The organism is Flavobacterium cerinum (assembly GCF_024496085.1).
Lineage (GTDB): Bacteria > Bacteroidota > Bacteroidia > Flavobacteriales > Flavobacteriaceae > Flavobacterium > Flavobacterium cerinum_A.
Genome location: NZ_CP101751.1, coordinates 2,292,534 through 2,314,792 on the forward strand (window position 1 = coordinate 2,292,534; position 22,259 = coordinate 2,314,792).

The following is a 22,259-nucleotide window of genomic DNA, read 5'->3' on the forward strand; positions in this document are numbered from 1 at the left end:
GTCCCTTTTTTTATTTCATAAGGTGGCTAAGTGCCATAAAGAACCATCCTAAAAATAAAAGAACACCGCCTATAGGTGTAATCGGACCGAGAAACTTTAATTTCTTACCGCCAATGCTACTTAAGCATAGACCATAGATACTAAATGAAAATAAAAAGGTGCCGATTATAAAAAAACTGGCAGCTAAAATTTCGCTGGTTTTTGTAAAAGTAAACTGGTTACTAATAAAAACGAGCGCCAATGCATGATACATCTGGTATTTGACTCCGGTTTCAAAACTACTGAGCGATTTAGTGCTCAGTTTTTTTTGCAATATATGAGCTCCGAATGCTCCGAAAATCACAGCTAACCCGCCATAGCATGCTCCGATGGTAAGTATCGTTTCTTTCATAAAATTCTGTTTGGTGGAAAGTAGTTATTGTATTACAAATATAAGGGGGACAGGATTAAATACCAATTAAAATTCTTAAATGTGCATTTACTATCTTTGCCGGATGAATGGGAAAGTGTACAATAAAACGAATTTTTTTAAACATACCTTTTGTATTTTTAAGGAAGTCGGCGCAGATGAAGTAAGCGGAATAAACTTTCATTATAACAGTAAATCGGGAAGCGCTTATCATTTTACGGAAGAAGGCGTTTATCGAACTTCCGATCACTGGGGGAGAGCGGCTAATTGTCGTTGGCGTTTGTTACCTTTAAAGGAAGGAAAGACGAATAATACGGTTGCTAAAACGGGTTATGCCAAATGGACGGATTTTTATCCGAATAATGAGACCGATCATTTGTTTTATATCGAATGGAATCCGGAAACCAATACAGTGAATTTTCAGCATAAGTCAAATCCGGAATATGATAATAAAGCAATATTACGCAATGCAGCCGAAACGACGAAAAGGATGCAACAGCTTAAAAAATTGTTTGAAGAGGATAGCTGGGCAAAATATCTGGAGTATGATGATTTTGAAGCAATGCGTAAAATCGTGATTACCGATTTGATTACAACCAACAAAACAATACAGCAAATCAAACAACAATTTTTGGGATGAGTCGGCAAAACGAAGAAAACAGAAAAAAGCACAGTAAAAAAATCAATCAAAAAAAACAGCGGGAACAACGTTCGGAAGTAGAGCGAAAAGCAAAATTGAAAATGATCCTGCAAAAATTTAATACAGAAGAAAATGAACAATAATTGTTATTGCGGTAATTCGCTTCCGTTTTCGGATTGTTGTGAAATTTATATAAAAGGAGATAAAGCAGCTCCTACAGCTGAAGCGTTGATGCGTTCCCGATATTCGGCTTATGCGGTTCATGCGATTGACTACCTACTCAAAACTACGCATATTTCACAACGTAAATACCATTCGAAAAAAGATATTGAACAATGGGCGGTGACCAATCAATGGCTTAAACTGGAAGTGATCAAAGCAACCGAATCGACAGTTGAATTTAAAGCCTATTTTCTGGATGCCACTTTACAGTCACAGATTCACCATGAAAAATCAACATTTAAACTACAAAACGGAAACTGGTTTTATGTAGACGGAAAGTTCTATTAATACTATTTTTTAATTGAATAATGATCAAATACAGCTTTGGATACACGCGCAATAATAGCGTTGTTTGTGATGTCGTCTTCCATTGAATTTTTGACAAATACAGCAATAGCATAGGTTTGTCCGCCCGGTAAAAAAACAATTCCGATATCGTTTTCAGCCGCTTTTAAGCCTTCTTTACTACGAAAAGAGCTACCGGTTTTATGCGCTACAAGTATATCTTTTGGTAAAAGACCTTTTATTTTATCCGGACCGGTTTGTGTACTCAACATTACATTTAATAAATAATCGTAAGACGAAGCAGAAAGAATCTTCATCTGATAAAACTGTTGTAGCAATTGTACCGCGGCAAAAGGGGAAGTGGTATTCAGATACTGGTTTTCCCAATTCTGATGCATTTGTTCTTCTGTTGCTGCAATCTTCGTATTTTTTATTTTCAGGTTCCGAATATACCGGTCTACTTGTTTCGTGCCTCCGGCCAGACGAAACAGAATATCACAGGCATTATTGTCGCTCAAGGATACCATATAATGGATCAGTTCGCTTAGTTTGATGTTGATATTTCCATACGGATAATTCTCCCGTAACGGACTATGCGTGTTTTCGAGTAATTCCGATTTCTTTACAAAAATATCCTGATCGAGTTGTAGTTTGCCTTTATCAACCTGATGGAGAATAGCCAGAGCAACATGAAATTTATAAACACTCATCGTTGGAAAGTCAGGAGTGTTATTGATCGTTAGTGTATCTTTAGTCGTAAAATTATATACGGCAATACCGACTGTTGCTTTTTTGTCTTTAATGATTTCCCGTAATTGTGTTTTTAATCGGTGGGTTTGCGCTAATAAATTGGCTCCGAAGAAGAGAGCGAGTATAACGGGTAAAATTTTAAAGAATTTCATGTTTGAATAGTATTTATATTAACGTTTCGAGGATCTATACACAAGACTAAAATTAAAGCGAAAAATTTCAATTTTGTGACAATGTAAGCAAAAGTCAATATAATTGCTTTTGAGGAATTAAAAAAACAAAGCTTTAAAAACTGCCTTGAATCCTTCCATTGGGCGAACTTCTGTTGTACATAATTTTACATCTTTATTTTAATACTATTTTTAAAATTTTCATTTATAAAATCATGAATGTCTGTGTAACTTCTATTCATATCAAAATTAAAATCAGATTTGTAATTATAAAGAAAATGAAAATAATCTTCTTTGAAATACTGGAACATTTCAAATCTGTTATGGTTGTCAATAATTGGGTATGCAACTAAATGAAAAAGATTTGAATCTGGAGCATCTAAATATGTTCTATCAAAAGAAAAAAAACCAAATTGAGCATATTTTATAAAATCTCTAGTATAATTTTCGAAATCAAACTCAGGGTCAATTTCTCTTTTATTAGCAATAATTTTCTCTAAATTTGGATTTAATCTGTATTCAAATTTAAATGGATTGTTGTTTAATGTCTTGTTTCTTAAATTATTGTGATATTGTGTGAAAAAATTTTCATCACTAATTTTTAATCCCCCAGTTGCAAAATGGCAAATAAATGGAAAACATTTACAACTAAAGAAGAGATCTAAATCAAAATCTGATGAGTTATTAATTTTCATATCCAAAAATTTTTTCACAATTTTCACACCTTAAAATTTTTTCTAATGTTCTAGGTCTAATAGCTTTAGTGAAAATAACATTATTTTCGCTAAGTTTTGATTCACGTTTTAAAAGGTTATTAAAAGCTTTGACTTCAGCACATTTCCCGATTATATTTGGTGTACGTGTTCGATTTGATTCATGCCCTATTTGACCAAGTTTATTCAGTAAAAGGGTTTTAATTGGTTTTAAGTATTTATGAGCAGGTAATATTCGATGTGATGAACCAAAGCTTGAATATTTAATTCCTTTAGCACCAATGCTACATGCAACTAATTCAAAAGATTGATGGTCTATGAAAATTTTGTTTTTATTAGTTGAATATAATTTTTGAATATCATTGATATTTTCTTTATATTTTTTTGCATTTGAAAGCAGTGTTTTATTTAATGATTGAAGACTTCTTTCTTTTTTTACTACATAATGCACTTTATCAAAACGATGATTTATGCGATCGATTAGAGTTTGAATTTCTTTTTTCATAGAATTGAAAATAACAACTAAATATACAATAAATCCGACTATTTTAATAGATAAAAAAAAGCCTTTTAGTCGAAACTAAAAGGCCGTATAATAATACGATATGTCGTATGAATTACAATTTATTCATGTTACCGGCTAAAGTTTCGATAAATTTACCGATAGGTCCTTTAACCATCATCGCCATCATGGCATTAAACTCACCTTCAAATAACAACTGAACTTCAGAAGTATTCGCTGTTAAAGCGTTAATGTTAGCGGTTAATGAAAAAGGTAATTTATCGCTTGCAGCACCTAAAACCACTTTGTTCGGAGCTACTTTATCTTTCATTTTTAATTTGATTTCCGGCATTCCTTTTAAACCGAAGATAAAAGCATTTTCGTCCAATACTTCGAATTTAGCGATATTCTCAGGCATTAACTTCTCAAAGTTTTTTACATCGGTTAGCGCATCAAATAAATATTGTGCGGATTTTTCTACGTTAACTTTCGGGCTTTCTAAATTCATATTGCGTAAAGGTTATTTGCTAAAATAATAGTGTTAAACTTCAATTCCCCAGGTTGACGGATTTTTACGCCACTCTTTCAGGGTTTCGTGCTCGGCTTCTGTGATGTATTGTTTGGCTACAGCTTCTTCCAAAAGGGTATCGTAATTCCCAAGAGTATATAAGTCGACATTGGCCGCTTTAAAATTATCCTGCGCCAGATCAAAACCGTAGGTAAAGATGGCAACCATTCCTTTTACATTCGCTCCGGCTTCTTTTAAGGCTTCAACGGCCATTAAACTACTTTTTCCGGTACTGATAAGGTCTTCGATAACCACTACGTTTTGTCCTTTTTGTAAAAAGCCTTCCACCTGATTTTGTCGACCGTGTTTTTTAGGTTCCGGACGTACATATACAAACGGAAGTCCCAGATATTCAGCTACCAGTATTCCGATTCCGATAGCTCCGGTAGCTACACCGGCAATAACATCCGGTTTCCCGAACTCTTTTTCGATGTGTTTCGCAAATTCGTCACGGATATAATTCCGGATCGGTGGAAATGAAAGTGTTATACGGTTATCGCAGTAAATTGGCGATTTCCATCCAGAAGCCCATGTAAAAGGATTTTTTGGATTTAATTTAATTGCGTTTATTTGTAAAAGCAATTCGGCAGTTTTTTTAGCTGTGTCTGTATTAAAAATCATAGTACAAATGTATAAAGTTTTTGTGAACGACAAACCACTTTTCTTGACAAATAAGATTGTTAAAGAAACCGATTTTCAGCTTTTTCTTTTGGAGAGTGTTGATATAAAGCAAGTTATTGTAAAAATGTTTCAAAACAAGATCTCAAAAGCTTTTTTGTATTATCCTGACGAAAAGGAGATTATGAAGAAACTAAAGGCCAAAATCCCGGTGGTAAAAGCCGGCGGCGGATTAGTTTATAATAAGAAAGGAGAGGTGCTTTTTATTTTTAGAAACGGGAAATGGGATTTACCCAAAGGCGGTATTGAAAAACGCGAAGAAATCGAGGAAACGGCTATTCGGGAAGTAGAAGAAGAAACCGGAGTAACGGGATTGAAAATTGTGCAAAAACTGCAAAAAACCTATCATGTTTTTAAAAGAAACGGGCGTTATAAATTAAAAGTAACGCATTGGTTTGAAATGAAAACCAACTTTGAAGGCATAACACAAGGTCAGATAGAAGAAGGAATCGAAAAAGTAGCCTGGTTAAAGCCAGATGAAGTGAAGGAGGCATTGAAAAACTCCTACGAAAACATTAAACTCTTATTTGAACCTGAAAAAGTAACAGAATAAAAAAGCCGGCAATTTTAATTTTTGCCGGCTTTTTTTATTTGATAATGCGATATACAGGGTATTGCATATGTGATTTTTCATAATATTTGGAATTGCGGTACACCCAATCCAGTTGGGCATCGCCACTGCTTTCAAATTTAGGATCATTTTTTCTTTTTTCATCCAGCGCTTTTTTTAATTCCGGATTGTCAATTAACAATTGTTTGGCGACATCTTCGAATACATAAGGCGAATAATACTCTTTTTGTTGCAGGATCGCATCAAAGAAATTCCAGTTAAAATAAGAATCTACAGCCTCCGGTTCCAGCGTTTCCAAAAGGAATTTTACATTTTTCTGTTGCGTTGGAATCAGGTAATCTCCTTTTTTAAATTTTTGCGCTACCGTTGTAGTTGTTACATTGGTATTATAATGCGAATAATGGCCTTCAAAAGCCGAATTCCCGGTTTTATAATCCGCTATTCGGTAACTTTCAACTGTGATAAGACTATCTTGTTGCAAGCGTTTCATCTCAATATTGTTAAGCTTTAGCAAATCAATTACATTCCACCATTGTTTCGGGATAACATAATATTCCGGGATGCTAACTTGTTTTTTGGGTTTATAGATTTCATAATGCGGGATCATTTTACGAAAAGGTTTAGTTCGGTCGTAATACAATCGCGGTTTACCGGAAACATCACTGGGTTTGTATTTTCCTTCATATCCCAAAAACGGAATCTGAGTTACTTTAGCGGAATCAATTACCCATTCTACCGTATACTTTTCATTCGGCTTATAAGCTTCCAATGTTTCTTTACGAATCTTTTTTAAGGTTTGATAGTTGTTATCCGTATAGCGAAGCGTACTGAGCATATATTCATATGTCACCTTAACACGATCGCTGTATTTTTTTAGCATATGCGTTTCGACCATCGCTCCGAACGAATTAAATAAAGAGGCATAACCGGTTGAAAAACGCGCTGTTTCCATATTTTTTGCAAAACCGTTTTCCGGAGTTTTATTGTAGATATTAACGTAAGGTACCGGTTCAATTTTTTTGGACTGCAAGTCTTTTAAAATGGAAGGATACATTTCGTTGTTAAAATAACTTCCGGCTTTACCGCCTAATTTCTGATAATGAGTAGCGATATAGGTTAATGTGTATTGGTAATCGGCTCCGTTACTTACGTGATTGTCGATAAAAACATCCGGATAGACCAATTGAAATATTTCGGCAAAACTACGGGCATTTCGGGTATCCGATTTGATAAAATCCCGGTTCAGATCATAATTTCGGGCATTTCCGCGAAAACCGAATTCTTCCGGTCCGTTTTGGTTGACTCTTGATGTAGCATTACGATTTAAAGCCCCTCCGATATTATAAATAGGAATCGTCACGATAACGGTATTTTTTGGAGCAGCAATTTTTCCCGAGGCCAGATCGCGAAATAGCAGCATTGTAGCGTCAATACCATCCGGTTCACCCGGGTGTATCCCATTATTAATCAGAATGATTGCTTTCTCCTTTTGCAACGTATTAAAATCAAATTTTTTTTCCGGGTTATAAGTAACAATATGCAAAGGTTCTCCGCTATCTGTCAATCCCATAGTTTTCATTGAAATACTTTCAAAAGATTTAGCAAGGACTTCATAGTAAGCTATCGTTTCTTCATAAGTGGCCGTTTGGTTTCCGTTTCCCTTTTCATAGGGAGTCAGCTGCTTTTGTTGAGCCATTAATGAAAAACAAGAAGACAAAAAGAGAAGGAGTAGGGATCGGGATGCTGTATTCATCTAGGTATTTGTTTTATTTGTAATGATATGTTTCTGAGTTGATTAGTTTACTTTTTTTACTTTCTGATTTTGGGTCATTTTGAACTGTAAAATAATATAAAAAAATATAAAGATGAAAACAATTACTTTTATTTGCGTGCTGTTTTTTGCATCACTTGTTGCAGAGGCACAGGTTACACTTACACAATCTTTATCACAGGAGATAGGAAATCATACACATAGTTGTATCGATACACTTACGACTACTTCGAGAGGTAATAAATACTATCGGCATTTTAAATTAAATGAGATGGGAGTTACAGGAGAATTTAACTTGCATTCGGTTCAGTTCGGTATTCAAACGCTTTTGATGGATGCTCAAAGCTTTGGATTTATTGTACATGTAAGAGTGTATAGGACAAATGCTGATTTTCCGGCAGGTTATCCTAATGACGGTTATACTTTGTTAAAGAAAAAGATGTATCCTGTAACAATAGATGATATCGGAAAAATAGTGAATGTTCCTTTAGATGTTGTGGTACCGTCGGGTAATAATTTGGTGGTCGAAATAGGCTATAACGGCCCGAAAACAAAAGGAAAATTATTGATTCTGGGATCTAACGCATCAGGAGAGACGGGGATTAGTTATTTTTCTTCCAATAGTTGTGGAATTCCATCCCCTGTCAACATTAATACGGTCAAAGCAGGTGGTACTCCTGATTCCAATCTTGTGCTCAATCTGATAGGCGTGCAAACACTTGCTAATCCTGCATTTTCTCAAAAAAGTGATCAGGTGATAATTTATCCGAACCCTACTTCAGGAAGTTTTAAAGTTACAATGCCGGAAGGAATTCGGATTAAAAATATTGATATGATGGATGTGAATGGTAGAAAATTTACGGTTAAAGCGGGAAGTGATGGTGAAGTAGATATTTCCGGTTTTATAAACGGTGTTTATTTCCTTAGCCTGGAAACGAATTATGGGATATTGGTTAAGAAGATTATAAAACAATAAGTTTGGGTTATATAAGTTAGTTGCTGTAGTTTGATTCGTGTAAGATTTTTATTGAATTAAAAGTAGGTGAAAAAATAATTGTCGCTTCGGTTTTCCTTTTAAAGAATTGATAGTGAAGAGAGTTATATAGGATAGAATGGTCAGAATGAAACGAGATATAGGATTATTATAAAATATGTCGCTTATTTGTGATTTTTTTACATTTATAACGTATTTTTTTGGGAATGATATTTTTTTATGTGTAATTTCGTACTATAACAAAAAACAAAACAAACATGAAAAAAATTACACTTTTATTTTTACTTTCTTTAATGTCTTTTGCGGTTGATGCACAAGTTGTATTGACGCATTCAAGTTCACAGGCTATCAATGGTAACACTGTTGCTTGTGGAAATAGCTCTACAGCAACTTCCAGCGACAATAGATATTACAGAGCTTTTAATTTGAGTTCAATGGGAATAACTTCTGCTTTTAACTTAGCATCAATTCAGTTTGGTGTTGCGTCATTAACGGCTCCTAACGGTTATGTAGTAACGGTTAAAGCGTATAAAACGACAGCAAATTTCCCATCCGGATTCCCAACAGGATATACTTTGTTAGGACAAGCTGACTATACTGTTCAAACTGCAAATGTCGGAACTATCGTAACGGTACCGGTAACAGTAACAGGAACGGTAGCGGCAAATGAAACATTAGTAGTTGAAGTTGGATATGCTGCAGCTACAACCGGAGTAAACATTTCATTAGGATCGAATACGGCTCCGCAAACAGCACCGAGTTATATCTCTTCTACGGCTTGTTCTATTGCAAACCCGACAGATGTAGCTGCAATTAATTTCCCGGATGTTCACATGGTAATCAATGCGGTAGGTTCTACACTTGGTGTTAATGAATTTGCATCAAAATTAGTTGCTGTTTATCCAAACCCGACTTCTGGTGTATTTACAGTAGAATTACCGAACGAATTACAAATTAATAAAGCGGAATTAGTTGATATTTCAGGAAAACAATTCGCAGTAAACGTAAACAACGGTAATACAATTGATATCTCTGGATTTGCTACCGGAATTTATGTATTAAACATGGAAACTGCTGAAGGTACTCTTGTAAAGAAAATTGTAAAGCAATAATATTGTTTTAGCTTATAAATAAAAAGTCGCCTTAAGGCGACTTTTTTTATGCTATAACTACAGATTCGGGAACCAAAACGGTATAATCTCCTCCGTTTCGAATTACATCTCGCACTATACTGGAACTGATGTAAGACGTACTGGCGGCGGTTAACAGAAATACGGTTTCGATTTGTGATAGTTTTCGGTTCGTATGTGCAATCGCTTTTTCAAATTCGAAATCGGCCGGATTACGAAGTCCGCGAAGAATAAACTGTGCGTTTAATTTCTGGCATAAGTCGATCGTTAATCCGGTATAGGTGATCACCGTGATTTTAGGTTCGTTTTTAAAAGCATCGGTAATGAACTTTAATCGTTCTTCCAGAGAAAACATATACTTTTTCTCAGCATTCACTCCGATGGCAATTACAATTTCATCAAACAACGGTAAAGCCCGGTTAATAATATCGTAGTGTCCCAAAGTAATCGGGTCAAAAGATCCGGGAAATATAGCTTTTCTCATATATTTTATTTTAAGGCTAAAGTAATCGCATTATCGAATAAATCGGTTAACGAAATTCCGGCTTCGCGCGCTTGTTGCGGGAGAATACTTTCGGTGGTTAGTCCCGGAATCGTATTCATTTCCAACATATGCGGTTCTCCGTTTACAATAATAAATTCACTACGGGAAAATCCTTTCATCTTTAATACTTCGTAAGCGCGTTTCGCAACGGCGTTTATTTTTTCAGTTAATTCCGCTGTAATTCGGGCCGGAGTGATTTCCTGAGATTTCCCAAGATATTTCGCTTCATAGTCAAAGAAATCATTTTCAGAAACAATCTCGGTTATCGGTAATACTTTAATTTCTCCTTTATAATTGATAACGCCAACGGAAACTTCGGTACCGTCAAGGAAACTTTCAATAATAATCTCGTTGTCTTCTTTATACGCGTTTTCAATTGCCGGCAGTAATTCGGCTTCCGTTTTTACTTTCGAAATACCAAAACTGGAACCGGATTTGTTTGGTTTTACAAAACAAGGTAAACCAACGGTCTGAATAATAGCTTCAGGATTGATGGTGTCACCCTGATTCAAATAATAGGATGTTGCCGTTTTGATACCATAAGGCTTTAAAACCGATAATAAATCCCGTTTATTAAAAGTCAGTGCAGCCTGATAATAATCGCAGGAAGTTTGCGGAATTCCTAATAACTCAAAATAAGCCTGCATTAAGCCATCTTCACCCGGTGTTCCGTGAATAGCATTAAACACAACATCAAACGTAAGCGTATTGCCTTCGTATGCAACAGTAAAATCATGACGGTTTACAGGGAATTCAACGTTATTGTCGTCAACCATAACCCATTTGTCTTTGAAAATATGGATGCGATAGGCGTTGTATTTGGATTTGTCTAAATAAGTGTAGACTACATTTCCACTGGTTAAGGAAATTTGGTATTCACTGGAATAACCTCCCATTATAATGGCAACATTTTTCATTTTACTACGTTTGAATAGTGAGTTAGTATATTACAAAAGTATTATTATTTGTTGAATCATTCTGGGTTAGGGTATAAAATATAAGGCGGTAATGAAAGTAAAACCTCTAGTATTTTATATATTTGCCAAAATTCGAATATCTATGAGCTGGAAAAAGTTTTTAACTAGTTTTACATTCTTTAAAAATTTAGCATTAGCATTAATTATCCTTATTGTTTTTGTGGTTTTAGTGATGCAATGGCTGGGCTATGCAACCAATCACGGGGAAGAAATTCCGGTGCCGAATCTGGGCAAAATGAGCGTTGAAAAAGCCGAAGAAAAATTAAATGATATTGATCTGGAAATCCATTTGTTAGACACAGTTGATTTCAGAGCCGATTTTCCGCCGTATTCTATTGTGGAACAGGATCCGTTACCGGGTGTGACGGTAAAAGATGGCCGTAAAGTTTACGTTAAGGTAAATTCAGGCGGTTATTCGCAGGTTACCGTACCGGACTTGATTCAGAAAACATACCGTCAATCATTATCGACTTTACGAGCGCTTGGCTTAGATGAAGGAACGATAAAATATGTACCTTATATGGCTAAAGATGTCGTTTTGGAAATGAAACAAAACGGTAAACCATTAAAAGCAGGTGATAAAGTATTAAAAGCATCTAAAATCGATTTGGTTTTAGGAGACGGTAAAACCGGTTATGTAGAAGAAACTACAAACGACAGTATTCCGGCTAAAGAACAGACAACAGAAAGTAATGCAGAATAATAGCAATATAGAAGACGCCGATTTAGACGGCGAATTATTTGAACATTATCGCTTTGAAGCTGCTAAAGGTCAGGCACCTTTGCGGGTAGATAAGTTTTTAATGAACCTTGTTGAAAATGCAACAAGAAATAAAATTCAACAGGCAGCGACTAACGGAAATATCTTTGTAAATGATGTTCCGGTTAAATCCAACTACAAAGTAAAAGCATTTGATGTAGTGCGGGTTTTAATGGAGCAACCGCCTTTTGAAAACATTATAATCCCTGAAAATATTCCGCTGGATATTGTTTATGAAGATGATCAACTTTTGGTTATCAATAAACCGGCCGGATTGGTTGTGCATCCGGGACACGGAAATTATACCGGAACGCTGGTCAATGCATTGGCGTATCATTTTGAAAACTTACCGCTAAACAGTAGTGAGCGTCCGGGATTGGTACACCGAATCGATAAGGATACTACCGGTTTATTGGTGGTAGCTAAAACGGATATGGCTATGGCGTATCTGACCAAACAGTTTGCCGACAAAACTTCTGAAAGAGAATATGTGGCACTGGTATGGGGTAATATTGAAGAGGAGGAAGGAACGATTGAAGGCTATATCGGTCGCCACATGAAAGATCGAATGCAAATGGCGGTCTATGACAGTGAAGATTTCGGTAAACATGCGGTAACACATTATAAAGTGATCGAACGTTTCGGATATGTGACATTAGTTTCCTGTATTCTGGAAACCGGTCGTACACATCAGATTCGCGCACATATGAAGTCCATCGGACATACTTTATTTAATGATGAGCGTTATGGCGGACATCTGATTTTAAAAGGAACAACGTTTACCAAATACAAACAGTTTATTGATAATTGTTTTAAAACGTTGCCAAGACAAGCGTTACATGCTAAAACACTTGGTTTCGAACATCCGACAACCAAAGAGTTTATGCGATTTGACACAGAATTGCCACAGGATATGAAAGAATGTATCGAAAAATGGCGTACGTATTCGAAGTCCCATACAATGGAAGAAGAAGAATAAAAGCGATTGTAATAAAAAAGCCTGAATCAATTTTGATTCAGGCTTTTTTATTAATCAGGCAAATAAGCGTTTGTTTGGGTAATGGTAAGATAATTTTCAGGATCGGTATACCAATCTTTAAATGTCTGAAATTGCTTTTGGTTTTGTTCCTGCCATTTTTTGAACTCTTCCGGATTACCCATTTGTAGCAGATAATACGTATAGGATTCCATTAAGTTATGGTCCTGTAATTTTTTATGATAATCGAAAAGCACATTCGGATAGTCTTTATAATCCTCTTTAAAATAATATTGTAAAAAAGCAGATCGCATTTTAGCTAATGATTTAAGATTAATTTCCTTTTCATTGGTCATAGCCAACATAAAATTCTTTCCGAATATACCGCAGAATGGCATTTTAAATTTACCGTTTTCTAATTCATTTGTCGTAATAATAATTTGACAGAAATCAATTTTAGTACTATCATTGGTTATAGTAATAGCATCTTGGTAGGTTTTATATAATAATTTACTTACTTCTAAAGTTCGCTTAGTTGTTCGCTCCAGATTCATAAAAATCTCACCATAAATAAGTCCCGAAAGCTTTTGATTTGAATCTGATAGCAATTGAGCTAGACGATAATAATTGGAAGAATACATCGGATCACTTTCCACCCCTTTTATATAATTGGAATAGGCTTCATCGTATTTTTTCTGTATTAGAAAAACATTTCCTTTTTCTAAGTGAAGGTTACCCGAATTAGGGAAAATTTTTAAACCCGCATCATATTCTTTTATTGCTTTTTCCGGCTGATTAAGGTAACTGTAGCAATTACCGGACATTTGGTATACCTGACTGTTTATGTTTTGGTACTTTTTGGTTTTGTTTAGAATAGCGATTGCTTTCTCGTAATCTTTTTTCTGCATATGAGCATAGGCAATTTCATACGAATAGATGAAATCTTTAGGGTCAATTTTTTGACACTCTTCTAAAAGGGTAATGCTTTTGTCGATTTCACCATTGTCCATTAATTTAATGGCTTCCTTGGCTTTTGCCCTGGCTTGTTCATTTGGAGTTTGAGAAAATGTATTCAGCGTGAATAGCATACCAAATAGAAAAAAAACGAATTTCATTTGTAATAAGTTTATCGATGAATTTGTTATTTGTAAGAGATCGCAAACATAAACCTTTCATTTCGATTTTTAGCAATATTCTATAAGATATAAAAAAATGCCCCGATGATCATCAGGGCATTTTTTATTATTTGTTTTTTGTCTCGTCCTGAAATAACGATACAAAAAAAAGCGTTATTATGGAAAAACAAACCACTTATGTTAAACGTACCCAAAAAGACTACTCCTTAAGTTTAAAGATTCAGATTACAAAGGAAATTGAATCGGGAGAATTGTCAACTTATGCAGCCCAGAAGAAATATGGTATCCAGGCACGGTCCACAGTTGTGAATTGGCTCAGAAAATATGGTAACTTTGATTGGGAGAACCAAACACCATCAAATATGCCAAAGACACCAGAACAACGAATTATGGAGCTTGAAGCCAAGGTAAAACTTTTGGAAAAGCAGAAAGCTCAGCTTGAAAAACAAAACCATATTTCTGATTCTAAAGCTATTATTTTTGATATGATGATAGACCTTGCGGAAAAGGAATACAATATCGATATTCGAAAAAACTTACCTCCCGGACAATCCAATCCTTTAGTCAAAAAAGGCAGGAAAACATAAGTTTTACCTGTGGTTTGTTCGGGATAAACAGGCAGGTTTATTATCGAAGTATTAAGCGCGCTAAATTCAGAAGAACCTTGGCAGAACAGGTTGTAACACTTGTAAAAGAGCAACGTATAGCTCAACCTCGGTTAGGAACACGTAAACTGTATCATATTCTTATAACTGAACTTAAAGCATTAAAAGTAGGCCGAGATAAGTTTTTTTCTATTTTAAAAGCTAATCATTTATTGATACACCCCAAAAGGAGTTATCATCTTACCACATGGTCACACCATCGTTTTAGAAAACATCCTAACTTGATAAAAGAGCTGGATATTACAAGCCCGGAACAAGTGTGGGTATCAGATATCACCTATATTGGAAAACGAGAAAAGCCTTGTTATCTGAGTTTAATAACTGATGCCTATTCAAAAAAGATAATGGGATATGATGTATCTGATTCTCTCAGTACACAAGGCTGTATCAGAGCCTTAAAAATGGCTCGTAAGAATAGGATATTTAAGTCTGAATCATTGATACATCATTCAGACAGGGGAATACAATATTGTTCGGATGAGTATCAGTATTTATTAAAGAAATACAGTCTAAAATGCAGTATGACACAAAACTCAGATCCGTATGAAAACGCAGTGGCTGAAAGAATAAACGGAATATTAAAACAAGAGTTTAGAATTGATACCTATCATCTTGAACTATATTTAATGAAGAAACTCATAGATGAGATTATTAAAAAATATAACCAGATTAGACCACATTGGTCAAACTATATGCTAACACCTAATCAAATGCATTTACAAAGAAGTATTAAAATAAAAACTTATAAAACAAAAAACAGAAGTAACTCGGAAGCTACTTCTGTCTAAAAAAGCTATTTTTACTAGTATTAATCCTGTATCGTTATTTTAGGACTAGTCATTTTGCTGTCAATCCATTTACGGGCATTTACAAACGCTTCGTGCCATGGCGAAACCTGATCCTGGTGACCGGCCGGATAATGCGCCCAGTTCCACGGGAAAGTCGATCGCTCGATATGCGGCATCATTACCAAATGACGTCCGGTTGTATCGCACATCATTGCGGTATTGTAATCCGAACCGTTCGGGTTAGCCGGATAGCCTTCGTAAGCATATTTGGAGACAATTTGATATTGATCTTCAGCATACGGTAATTTAAATTTACCTTCACCATGCGATACCCATACACCTAATGTGCTTCCTGCCAGTGTTGATAACATTACGGAATTGTTCGGTTGTACGGTTACGGAAGTAAAGATACTTTCGTGTTTTGCACTGGTATTGTGGTGCATTTTTCCGTGTACTTCATGTTCCGGATTGATTAGTTCCAGTTCCATAAATAACTGACAGCCGTTACAGATTCCTACTGAAAGCGTATCTTCACGTTGGAAGAAGTTTTTCAAGGCTGTGTTAGCTTTTTCATTATATAAGAAAGCACCGGCCCATCCTTTAGCGGATCCTAAAACATCGGAATTGGAAAATCCTCCTACAGCACCGATAAACTGGATGTCTTCCAATGTTTCACGTCCGGTGATTAAGTCGGTCATGTGTACGTCTTTTACGTCAAATCCGGCCAGATACATAGCATTGGCCATTTCACGCTCCGAGTTACTTCCTTTCTCACGGATAATCGCTGCTTTAGGTCTTGGCTTCGAGTTATCAATAACCGGTTTCTGACCGTCGAAATGTGACGGGAAGGTATATTGCAGCGGTTGGTTTTTATAATTGTTGTAACGCTCTTGCGCCATTCCGTTTTTAGACTGTTTTTGGTCTAATAAGAATGAAGTTTTATACCAGGTATCTCTTAATTCAGATACGTTAAACGTAAAGGTATCTGTATTATTCGTAATCGTTACGGTAGTACCGGATACTGCTTCTCCGATTTTAAAGAAAGCAACACCATTGGTATTTAAAATAGTTTCAGCTTCAGCATCGGCCTGGAATACTAAACCAATGTTTTCATTAAATAAAGCTTTCACGGTATCTTGCTCTCCTAAAACGGATAAGTCAAATGAAGCACCAAGGTTTACATCCGCAAAACACATTTCTAATAATGTAGTGATTAAACCACCGCTTCCGATATCGTGTCCGGCTTTAATATGCCCTTTTTCAATTAATTCCTGAATGCTGTTAAACGCATTTTTAAAATAAGTAGCATCGGTAATAGTCGGTACCGAATCACCGATAGTATTTAAAATCTGTGCAAACGATGATCCTCCTAATTTGAAATCATCTTGCGACAGGTTAATATAATAAATAGAACCTCCGTTATGTTGTAATACCGGTTCTACAACTTTAGTAATGTCTGTACAGTTAGCAGCTGCCGAAATAATAACAGTTCCCGGTGCAATTACTTCATCATTCGGATATTTTTGTTTCATTGATAAGGAATCTTTTCCGGTTGGAATATTGATACCTAATTCAATAGCGAAATCAGAACATCCTTTTACAGCTTCATATAAACGGGCATCTTCACCTTCATTTTTACAAGCCCACATCCAGTTAGCTGATAAAGATACTTTGTTTAAACGATCTTTTAGCGGTGCCCAAACAATGTTGGATAATGCTTCACCAATAGCAGTACGACTTCCGGCTACCGGATCGACTAAGGCAGCAACAGGGGAGTGTCCGATCGTTGTAGCAATACCTTCTTTACCCTGGAAGTCCAATGCCATTACGCCGACATTATTTAACGGTAATTGTAACGGTCCGGCACATTGCTGTTTGGCAACACGTCCGCCCACACAACGGTCTACTTTATTGGTTAACCAGTCTTTACAGGCTACTGCTTCCAATTGCAATACCTGATTTAAATAGGTTGGGATATTGGCTGTAGTATAAGCGGAGTTTTTATAGTTTCGGGCAACGGTTTTATCGCTCATGATCATTTTCGGAGAACTACCGAACATGTCTTCCAAAGCAAAATCCATTGGTTTGACACCGGTTGTAGCCGATTCGAATGTAAAACGATGATCACCGGTTACGTCACCAACAGTGTACATTGGTGAACGCTCACGATCCGCGATGCGTTGTAAAGTTTCAATATCTTTTTCTCCGATAACCAACCCCATACGTTCCTGAGATTCGTTTCCGATAATTTCTTTTGCAGAAAGAGTAGGGTCGCCAACAGGAAGTTTGTCTAAATCGATTTTACCTCCGGTTTCTTCTACTAATTCGGATAAACAGTTTAAGTGTCCGCCCGCTCCGTGATCGTGAATTGATACGATAGGGTTGTGGTCACTTTCGACTAAACCACGTACCGCATTGGCCGCACGTTTTTGCATTTCAGGATTCGAACGTTGGATGGCGTTTAATTCGATTCCGGAACCGAATGCGCCGGTATCTGCCGATGAAACAGCAGCTCCGCCCATTCCGATACGGTAATTTTCACCTCCTAAGATGACCACTTTATCACCTACAGACGGTTTTAATTTTTTAGCCTGACTTTCTTTTCCGTATCCGATACCTCCGGCTAACATGATTACTTTGTCAAAGCCTAATTTGCGAGCTTCTTCTTCATGCTCAAAAGTTAGTACTGAACCGGTGATTAGCGGCTGACCGAATTTATTTCCAAAATCAGAAGCACCGTTTGAAGCTTTGATCAGGATGTCCATCGGTGTTTGGTATAACCATTTGCGTTCGTCCATTGCTTTTTCCCACGGACGATTCTCTTCCAATCGGGAATAAGAAGTCATATAAACCGCAGTTCCGGCCAATGGTAACGAACCTTGTCCGCCGGCAAGACGGTCACGAATTTCACCTCCTGAACCGGTTGCAGCCCCGTTAAACGGTTCTACGGTAGTAGGGAAATTGTGCGTTTCCGCTTTAATGGAAATTACGGAATCAAATTCTTTAACGGCGTAAAAATCCGGTTTGTCTGCTGTTTTTGGAGCAAACTGCTGTACTTTCGGTCCTTTGATAAAAGCTACGTTATCTTTATAAGCCGATATAATGTCATTCGGATTGGTTTCCGATGTTTTTTTGATCAATTTGAATAAGGACGTCGGTTTTTCTTCACCGTCAATGACAAAAGTCCCGTTAAAGATTTTGTGACGACAGTGTTCTGAATTTACCTGTGAGAAACCGAATACTTCAGAATCGGTTAATTTACGGCCTAATTTTACCGATAAATTATTAAGATAATCCACTTCTTCCTCGCTTAAAGCCAAACCTTCTTTCTGATTGTAAGCAGCGATATCTTCAATTTCCAGGATTGCTTCCGGTTGGATATTAATAGTATAGATATCCTGATTTAGAGAAGTGTACTTTTGGAAAAGCATCGGATCAAAAGCAGTAAAATCCGCAGCTACTTTTTCAAACTCCTCGATACGGATGATACCGGAAATTCCCATATTCTGAGTAATCTCAACAGCATTAGTACTCCATGGTGTGATCATGGCTGCACGAGGGCCAACAAAAAAAGCATCCAAAGATGCCTTTATATCGTTAACAACTGTGCAAGGGTTTTCAGAAGTGCTTGCAAACAGCCAGTTTAATTTTGTAATGTCCTGAGCCGAAAGCTCGTTTTGCGATTGTACTGCAAAAACCGTATTAGTCGGGTTTCCGAAGAAATGAATCATTGTGTGTGTTGTTAGTGTGTTGTTTTAAAAAATGCAAAATTAATCTAATTCGGGCAATTAGACAATTCGTAAGCCTATATTTTTTACAGCCTAATTGTCAAATACAATATGATTATAAGCGCCTAAATCAGAACCTCCGTTCGGACGCGGATTCCCAAGTATATCTTCTAAAAACGGATTGGTCATGCCACCGAAAGCCTTAGCATCGGAATTATCTCCAATGATCAGCTGATTCTTATTCGGGTTCTTAAAATCCGGTTTAAACGAATTTGAATTGACAGCAATACGACAATTGTTATAATCCGTTGTGTTTGCTAAAGGGAATAACGTGTTATTTGTAAATTGCTGAGCGATATCAAAAAATTTAATCAGACAGTTGTTGAACCGGAAATTAAATGCTACCGAATTATGTTTGATCATTGATAGTGGTATGTTGCTGGATCCGAATAAAATACAATTGTCGAATTGCGCCATTTCCAACGGAATCATTTGTTGGTCAGAACCATTGTCAATTGTAACCGCTACCTGATTCGGACGTGACCAGTAATTCGCAAAAGTAGATTGACTGAAATGATATTTTCCGCCAAACGTACACGCCAATCCGGCTTGTCCGGCTTTATTGATTACGATATTATCCCCTTTGATATGGGCATTACGGGCCAATAAACCAACATTAGCGCTATTGTAAATCTGTACGTTAGTCATTTTTAAGGTTGTATCCGTACCATCATTGCCCTCGGTAAGAATACCGACAACAGCGTTTTTGATGGTCAGATTTTTTAAATCGTGTGCCGTACTTCCGTTACGTAACCAAATCGTTCCCCATTGTCCGGGTACTTCGGAAAAATCCTGTTCAAGTCGGTCGCCCTGAAAAATGACTTCGTTTTCCAATGCTTCGGTTACCGATTTTGTTCCGGCTACTTTTAGTGATGCTCCTTGTTGTACAATTAATCCTGATTCGGCGTGAAAATGAACACGGGCTCCGGCCTGAACATTCAGTGTTTCACCGGAAGGAACCGCTGCATAACCATATATCACATACGGTTTGTCTTTTTTCCAAAAGAATTCATCGCCATTAATCGGATGATTGTGATTTAGGTTTCGGCCTCGTGTGGTTAACGTATTTCCTTCTTCATCTACGCCCACTTCAACCTGTTCGTATACGCCGTTATTTCGCCCCGGATAAATAAAATAAGCATCTTTTACAAGTGTTACCAGGTCTACTTTCTGATAATTGGTTCCGTAATCAAATTCAATTTTATCGGTATACAAATACTGAGCATCAGGAGCGGAAAAATCATTGTAATTTATGGTTGTTTCCACAAAGATATACATGCTGTCTTTGGCTAATAATTCCACATTATTAAACACTTTCCCGGGAATACCGTCAACCATCAGACGATATTTGGAAGCATCACCTTGTCCTAAGCGTACACTTGGGATTTTAATGTCTTTATTGCTTCGATTGTATACTTTTAAAGTGTAGGTACTGGAACCGATATTTGAAAAAACAGTATCAAGATAGATCGTGTCTTTCGAAAATTCAAGGTTTCCGGTACTAGGCTCAAAAGAAAAATCGTTTCGACAAGAACTCAGTGCAATAAGTAAAAGGGTGACAAGGACGTAATAATAATGACGCATGTTTCTGATTTTTGGTAAAAATACTAATTTTTGGATGTTAAATTATACTTAAATTGTAATTTATCTATAACGTTAGGTGACTAAGTTTATTCTTACTTCGGTTTTGATTTTGTAATTTTACGTTTCAAAATAGTATATATGTCATTTGATAAAGAAAAAGTACTGCAGCTTTGCAATCATTTGTCGAAGAACACATTGATGCAAACCTTAGAAATTGAATATATAGATGCCGGAGAAGATTTTTTAGTCGCTAAAATGCCGGTTAATCCGAGAGTACATCAACCAATGGGATTATTGCATGGCGGAGCTTCGGTAGCCCTTGCAGAAAGTGTAGGAAGTGCCGCTTCGATTATGTTTGTAAACCCGGAAAAACAAGAGGTTAGAGGTATTGAAATTTCGGCCAATCACCTGAAAAGTAAAAGAGAAGGAATCGTTTATGGAACCGCCCGGATCATCCATAAAGGAAGAAGTCTGCATTTGTGGGAAATCAGAATCACAGATGAAGAAGGTAATCTTATTTCGCTTTGTAAACTCACCAATATGGTTTTACCAAAAAGAGAATCATGACCGATTTATTCCTGAAAGTAAAAGTGCACCAGGGGCAAAATTTGCCGTTTGTAATTTATTCAAAACCTGGTTCTGACGAAATTATTGGTTTGTTCCAGATGAATGATCATGTATATCTGGCTGAGCATTTTACGGAAACAGGCTTTATAATGGCTCCGTTTGAAGGGGAAAACTATGTGTTGATTCCGGAAGAACATGCTGAGATTATAACAGAAAAGTTTGAAAGACCGGCTGTTTCGGAAGAAACTGAAATTTCCGGGGAATATGATGATTCGGCAAAACAACATTTTGAAGAATTAGTCGAGAAAGGGGTAGCCGCTATACGATCAGGATATTTTAAAAAAGTGGTCTTGTCTCGCAAAGAAAAAGTAGCCGGAACATCCAAAGATGTGGAACATTTATTTCCGAGATTACTGGCTAATTATCCGAATGCCTTCAAGTATTGTTTCTATCATCCCAAAGTAGGAATGTGGATGGGGGCAACACCCGAGCAATTGCTGAAAGTTAAGGATTACCAGATGCAAACCGTTGCCCTTGCGGGAACACAGCTATATGAAGGAACCGAAAACGTACATTGGGAAGCAAAGGAGATTGAAGAGCAGCATTTTGTAACCGAATTTATTCTGGAAAATTTAAAAAACCGGGTTTCAGAAGAAATTGTATCCAGTCCGTATACAGCTAGAGCCGGGAATTTATTGCATATTAAAACGGATATTGCAGCAAAGTTAAACGATAAGGAAAGTCTGAAGCAGGTGCTGGAAATTTTACATCCGACACCGGCTGTTTGCGGATTGCCTAAAAATCTGGCCAAAGATTTTATATTGGAAAACGAAGGCTATGACCGGGAGTTTTACTCCGGATTTCTGGGCGAACTCAATAAGAATTTTTCAACCGGCAGAAGTGAGCATTCCGATTTATACGTAAACCTGCGTTGTATGAAAATTAAAAAAGAAAACATTCATCTTTATATTGGTTGTGGCGTTACGAAAGATAGTGATCCGGAAAAAGAGTTTTTCGAAACACTGAATAAATCCATGACGATGAAAAAGATATTAGTATAGTAAAAACAAA

24 protein-coding genes are annotated in these 22,259 nt (G+C 36.5%); 12 read left to right on the plus strand and 12 right to left on the minus strand.

What is annotated here, in order from left to right:
• Window positions 1-10 precede the first annotated feature (10 nt).
• Window positions 11-391, minus strand: coding sequence for a DUF423 domain-containing protein (locus NOX80_RS10310; RefSeq protein ID WP_256549693.1), 381 nt, complete (start codon window positions 389-391; stop codon window positions 11-13).
• A gap of 79 nt (window positions 392-470) precedes the next feature.
• Here NOX80_RS10310 and NOX80_RS10315 point away from each other — a divergent pair, with 79 nt between their 5' ends.
• From NOX80_RS10315 to NOX80_RS10325, 3 genes are read left to right on the plus strand one after another with little or no spacing between them, the layout of a single operon-like run.
• On the plus strand, window positions 471-1,049 hold the full coding sequence (locus tag NOX80_RS10315) for a hypothetical protein (protein ID WP_256549694.1): 579 nt from the start codon (window positions 471-473) through the stop codon (window positions 1,047-1,049).
• The gene (locus tag NOX80_RS10320) at window positions 1,046-1,192 is read left to right on the plus strand and encodes a hypothetical protein (RefSeq protein ID WP_256549695.1); all 147 of its coding nucleotides are present in this window, start codon (window positions 1,046-1,048) and stop codon (window positions 1,190-1,192) included. Before NOX80_RS10315 ends, NOX80_RS10320 begins: the two co-directional genes overlap by 4 nt.
• The gene (locus tag NOX80_RS10325; protein WP_256549696.1) at window positions 1,182-1,559 is read left to right on the plus strand and encodes a YchJ family protein; all 378 of its coding nucleotides are present in this window, start codon (window positions 1,182-1,184) and stop codon (window positions 1,557-1,559) included. The genes NOX80_RS10320 and NOX80_RS10325 overlap by 11 nt, the downstream gene beginning before the upstream one ends.
• A gap of 2 nt (window positions 1,560-1,561) precedes the next feature.
• Here the strand turns inward: NOX80_RS10325 and bla are convergent, their stop codons facing one another.
• From bla to pyrE, 5 genes are all read right to left on the minus strand, one after another.
• On the minus strand, window positions 1,562-2,458 hold the full coding sequence (gene bla, locus NOX80_RS10330; RefSeq protein WP_256549697.1) for a class A beta-lactamase, subclass A2: 897 nt from the start codon (window positions 2,456-2,458) through the stop codon (window positions 1,562-1,564).
• 185 nt (window positions 2,459-2,643) lie between these two features.
• Entirely contained in the window at window positions 2,644-3,171 is a 528-nt protein-coding gene (locus NOX80_RS10335) for a hypothetical protein (RefSeq protein ID WP_256549698.1), read from the minus strand.
• Entirely contained in the window at window positions 3,161-3,694 is a 534-nt protein-coding gene (locus NOX80_RS10340) for a hypothetical protein (protein WP_256549699.1), read from the minus strand. Before NOX80_RS10340 ends, NOX80_RS10335 begins: the two co-directional genes overlap by 11 nt.
• A gap of 112 nt (window positions 3,695-3,806) precedes the next feature.
• Window positions 3,807-4,199 (minus strand): SRPBCC family protein, encoded by a 393-nt coding sequence (locus NOX80_RS10345; RefSeq protein WP_256549700.1) that lies wholly within the window; start codon window positions 4,197-4,199, stop codon window positions 3,807-3,809.
• Window positions 4,200-4,232: 33 nt separating this feature from the next.
• On the minus strand, window positions 4,233-4,880 hold the full coding sequence (gene pyrE, locus NOX80_RS10350; RefSeq protein ID WP_256549701.1) for an orotate phosphoribosyltransferase: 648 nt from the start codon (window positions 4,878-4,880) through the stop codon (window positions 4,233-4,235).
• A 7-nt stretch (window positions 4,881-4,887) separates the two neighbouring features.
• On the opposite strand from pyrE, the gene NOX80_RS10355 reads away from it, so the two are divergent.
• A complete protein-coding gene (locus tag NOX80_RS10355) occupies window positions 4,888-5,490 on the plus strand; it encodes an NUDIX hydrolase (RefSeq protein ID WP_256549702.1) in 603 nt (200 codons plus the stop codon).
• Between the two features lie 34 nt (window positions 5,491-5,524).
• Here the strand turns inward: NOX80_RS10355 and NOX80_RS10360 are convergent, their stop codons facing one another.
• Window positions 5,525-7,261: a M14 family metallopeptidase gene (locus NOX80_RS10360; protein WP_256549703.1), complete on the minus strand. Its 1,737-nt coding sequence runs from the start codon at window positions 7,259-7,261 to the stop codon at window positions 5,525-5,527.
• Between the two features lie 112 nt (window positions 7,262-7,373).
• Between NOX80_RS10360 and NOX80_RS10365 the strand changes: the two genes are divergently transcribed.
• Together NOX80_RS10365 and NOX80_RS10370 are read left to right on the plus strand one after the other, a co-directional pair.
• Window positions 7,374-8,255, plus strand: coding sequence for a T9SS type A sorting domain-containing protein (locus NOX80_RS10365; protein WP_256549704.1), 882 nt, complete (start codon window positions 7,374-7,376; stop codon window positions 8,253-8,255).
• Between the two features lie 275 nt (window positions 8,256-8,530).
• Window positions 8,531-9,385: a T9SS type A sorting domain-containing protein gene (locus tag NOX80_RS10370; protein ID WP_256549705.1), complete on the plus strand. Its 855-nt coding sequence runs from the start codon at window positions 8,531-8,533 to the stop codon at window positions 9,383-9,385.
• 46 nt (window positions 9,386-9,431) lie between these two features.
• Here the strand turns inward: NOX80_RS10370 and coaD are convergent, their stop codons facing one another.
• Entirely contained in the window at window positions 9,432-9,887 is a 456-nt protein-coding gene (gene coaD, locus NOX80_RS10375; RefSeq protein ID WP_256549706.1) for a pantetheine-phosphate adenylyltransferase, read from the minus strand.
• A gap of 5 nt (window positions 9,888-9,892) precedes the next feature.
• Window positions 9,893-10,864, minus strand: a complete 972-nt coding sequence (locus NOX80_RS10380; protein ID WP_256549707.1) for a D-alanine--D-alanine ligase — start codon at window positions 10,862-10,864, stop codon at window positions 9,893-9,895.
• Window positions 10,865-11,006: 142 nt separating this feature from the next.
• Here NOX80_RS10380 and NOX80_RS10385 point away from each other — a divergent pair, with 142 nt between their 5' ends.
• Together NOX80_RS10385 and NOX80_RS10390 are read left to right on the plus strand one after the other, a co-directional pair.
• A complete protein-coding gene (locus tag NOX80_RS10385) occupies window positions 11,007-11,627 on the plus strand; it encodes a PASTA domain-containing protein (protein WP_256549708.1) in 621 nt (206 codons plus the stop codon).
• The gene (locus NOX80_RS10390; protein ID WP_256549709.1) at window positions 11,617-12,663 is read left to right on the plus strand and encodes an RluA family pseudouridine synthase; all 1,047 of its coding nucleotides are present in this window, start codon (window positions 11,617-11,619) and stop codon (window positions 12,661-12,663) included. Before NOX80_RS10385 ends, NOX80_RS10390 begins: the two co-directional genes overlap by 11 nt.
• 50 nt (window positions 12,664-12,713) lie before the next feature.
• On the opposite strand, the gene NOX80_RS10395 is transcribed toward NOX80_RS10390, so the two are convergent.
• Window positions 12,714-13,775 carry a tetratricopeptide repeat protein gene (locus tag NOX80_RS10395; RefSeq protein WP_256549710.1) on the minus strand — a complete coding sequence of 354 codons (1,062 nt, stop codon included), beginning with the start codon at window positions 13,773-13,775 and terminating at the stop codon, window positions 12,714-12,716.
• 179 nt (window positions 13,776-13,954) lie between these two features.
• Here NOX80_RS10395 and NOX80_RS10400 point away from each other — a divergent pair, with 179 nt between their 5' ends.
• Window positions 13,955-14,383: a hypothetical protein gene (locus NOX80_RS10400; protein WP_256549711.1), complete on the plus strand. Its 429-nt coding sequence runs from the start codon at window positions 13,955-13,957 to the stop codon at window positions 14,381-14,383.
• 14 nt (window positions 14,384-14,397) lie between these two features.
• Complete coding sequence (locus tag NOX80_RS10405; RefSeq protein ID WP_256549712.1) at window positions 14,398-15,249, plus strand: IS3 family transposase; 852 nt, start codon at window positions 14,398-14,400, stop codon at window positions 15,247-15,249.
• Between the two features lie 20 nt (window positions 15,250-15,269).
• On the opposite strand, the gene purL is transcribed toward NOX80_RS10405, so the two are convergent.
• Entirely contained in the window at window positions 15,270-18,980 is a 3,711-nt protein-coding gene (purL, locus tag NOX80_RS10410; RefSeq protein WP_256549713.1) for a phosphoribosylformylglycinamidine synthase, read from the minus strand.
• A 90-nt stretch (window positions 18,981-19,070) separates the two neighbouring features.
• Entirely contained in the window at window positions 19,071-20,621 is a 1,551-nt protein-coding gene (locus NOX80_RS10415) for a hypothetical protein (RefSeq protein ID WP_256549714.1), read from the minus strand.
• Window positions 20,622-20,759: 138 nt separating this feature from the next.
• On the opposite strand from NOX80_RS10415, the gene NOX80_RS10420 reads away from it, so the two are divergent.
• Window positions 20,760-21,188, plus strand: a complete 429-nt coding sequence (locus tag NOX80_RS10420) for a PaaI family thioesterase (RefSeq protein WP_256549715.1) — start codon at window positions 20,760-20,762, stop codon at window positions 21,186-21,188.
• A complete protein-coding gene (locus NOX80_RS10425; RefSeq protein ID WP_256549716.1) occupies window positions 21,185-22,249 on the plus strand; it encodes an isochorismate synthase in 1,065 nt (354 codons plus the stop codon). The genes NOX80_RS10420 and NOX80_RS10425 overlap by 4 nt, the downstream gene beginning before the upstream one ends.
• Window positions 22,250-22,259: the final 10 nt, after the last annotated feature.

Excerpts from the sequence above, each read along its gene's own strand:
- NOX80_RS10320 (WP_256549695.1), top strand. The coding sequence starts at position 1,046 with ATGAGTCGGCAAAACGAAGAAAACAGAAAAAAGCACAGTAAAAAAATC.
- NOX80_RS10355 (WP_256549702.1), top strand. The coding sequence starts at position 4,888 with ATGTATAAAGTTTTTGTGAACGACAAACCACTTTTCTTGACAAATAAG.
- NOX80_RS10360 (WP_256549703.1), bottom strand. The coding sequence starts at position 7,261 with ATGAATACAGCATCCCGATCCCTACTCCTTCTCTTTTTGTCTTCTTGT.
- NOX80_RS10400 (WP_256549711.1), top strand. The coding sequence starts at position 13,955 with ATGGAAAAACAAACCACTTATGTTAAACGTACCCAAAAAGACTACTCC.
- NOX80_RS10390 (WP_256549709.1), top strand. The coding sequence starts at position 11,617 with ATGCAGAATAATAGCAATATAGAAGACGCCGATTTAGACGGCGAATTA.
- NOX80_RS10380 (WP_256549707.1), bottom strand. The coding sequence starts at position 10,864 with ATGAAAAATGTTGCCATTATAATGGGAGGTTATTCCAGTGAATACCAA.
- NOX80_RS10325 (WP_256549696.1), top strand. The coding sequence starts at position 1,182 with ATGAACAATAATTGTTATTGCGGTAATTCGCTTCCGTTTTCGGATTGT.
- NOX80_RS10365 (WP_256549704.1), top strand. The coding sequence starts at position 7,374 with ATGAAAACAATTACTTTTATTTGCGTGCTGTTTTTTGCATCACTTGTT.
- NOX80_RS10415 (WP_256549714.1), bottom strand. The coding sequence starts at position 20,621 with ATGCGTCATTATTATTACGTCCTTGTCACCCTTTTACTTATTGCACTG.
- NOX80_RS10395 (WP_256549710.1), bottom strand. The coding sequence starts at position 13,775 with ATGAAATTCGTTTTTTTTCTATTTGGTATGCTATTCACGCTGAATACA.
- NOX80_RS10340 (WP_256549699.1), bottom strand. The coding sequence starts at position 3,694 with ATGAAAAAAGAAATTCAAACTCTAATCGATCGCATAAATCATCGTTTT.
- NOX80_RS10420 (WP_256549715.1), top strand. The coding sequence starts at position 20,760 with ATGTCATTTGATAAAGAAAAAGTACTGCAGCTTTGCAATCATTTGTCG.
- NOX80_RS10315 (WP_256549694.1), top strand. The coding sequence starts at position 471 with ATGTGCATTTACTATCTTTGCCGGATGAATGGGAAAGTGTACAATAAA.
- NOX80_RS10310 (WP_256549693.1), bottom strand. The coding sequence starts at position 391 with ATGAAAGAAACGATACTTACCATCGGAGCATGCTATGGCGGGTTAGCT.
- NOX80_RS10345 (WP_256549700.1), bottom strand. The coding sequence starts at position 4,199 with ATGAATTTAGAAAGCCCGAAAGTTAACGTAGAAAAATCCGCACAATAT.
- bla (WP_256549697.1), bottom strand. The coding sequence starts at position 2,458 with ATGAAATTCTTTAAAATTTTACCCGTTATACTCGCTCTCTTCTTCGGA.
- NOX80_RS10335 (WP_256549698.1), bottom strand. The coding sequence starts at position 3,171 with ATGAAAATTAATAACTCATCAGATTTTGATTTAGATCTCTTCTTTAGT.
- purL (WP_256549713.1), bottom strand. The coding sequence starts at position 18,980 with ATGATTCATTTCTTCGGAAACCCGACTAATACGGTTTTTGCAGTACAA.
- coaD (WP_256549706.1), bottom strand. The coding sequence starts at position 9,887 with ATGAGAAAAGCTATATTTCCCGGATCTTTTGACCCGATTACTTTGGGA.
- NOX80_RS10425 (WP_256549716.1), top strand. The coding sequence starts at position 21,185 with ATGACCGATTTATTCCTGAAAGTAAAAGTGCACCAGGGGCAAAATTTG.
- pyrE (WP_256549701.1), bottom strand. The coding sequence starts at position 4,880 with ATGATTTTTAATACAGACACAGCTAAAAAAACTGCCGAATTGCTTTTA.
- NOX80_RS10370 (WP_256549705.1), top strand. The coding sequence starts at position 8,531 with ATGAAAAAAATTACACTTTTATTTTTACTTTCTTTAATGTCTTTTGCG.
- NOX80_RS10385 (WP_256549708.1), top strand. The coding sequence starts at position 11,007 with ATGAGCTGGAAAAAGTTTTTAACTAGTTTTACATTCTTTAAAAATTTA.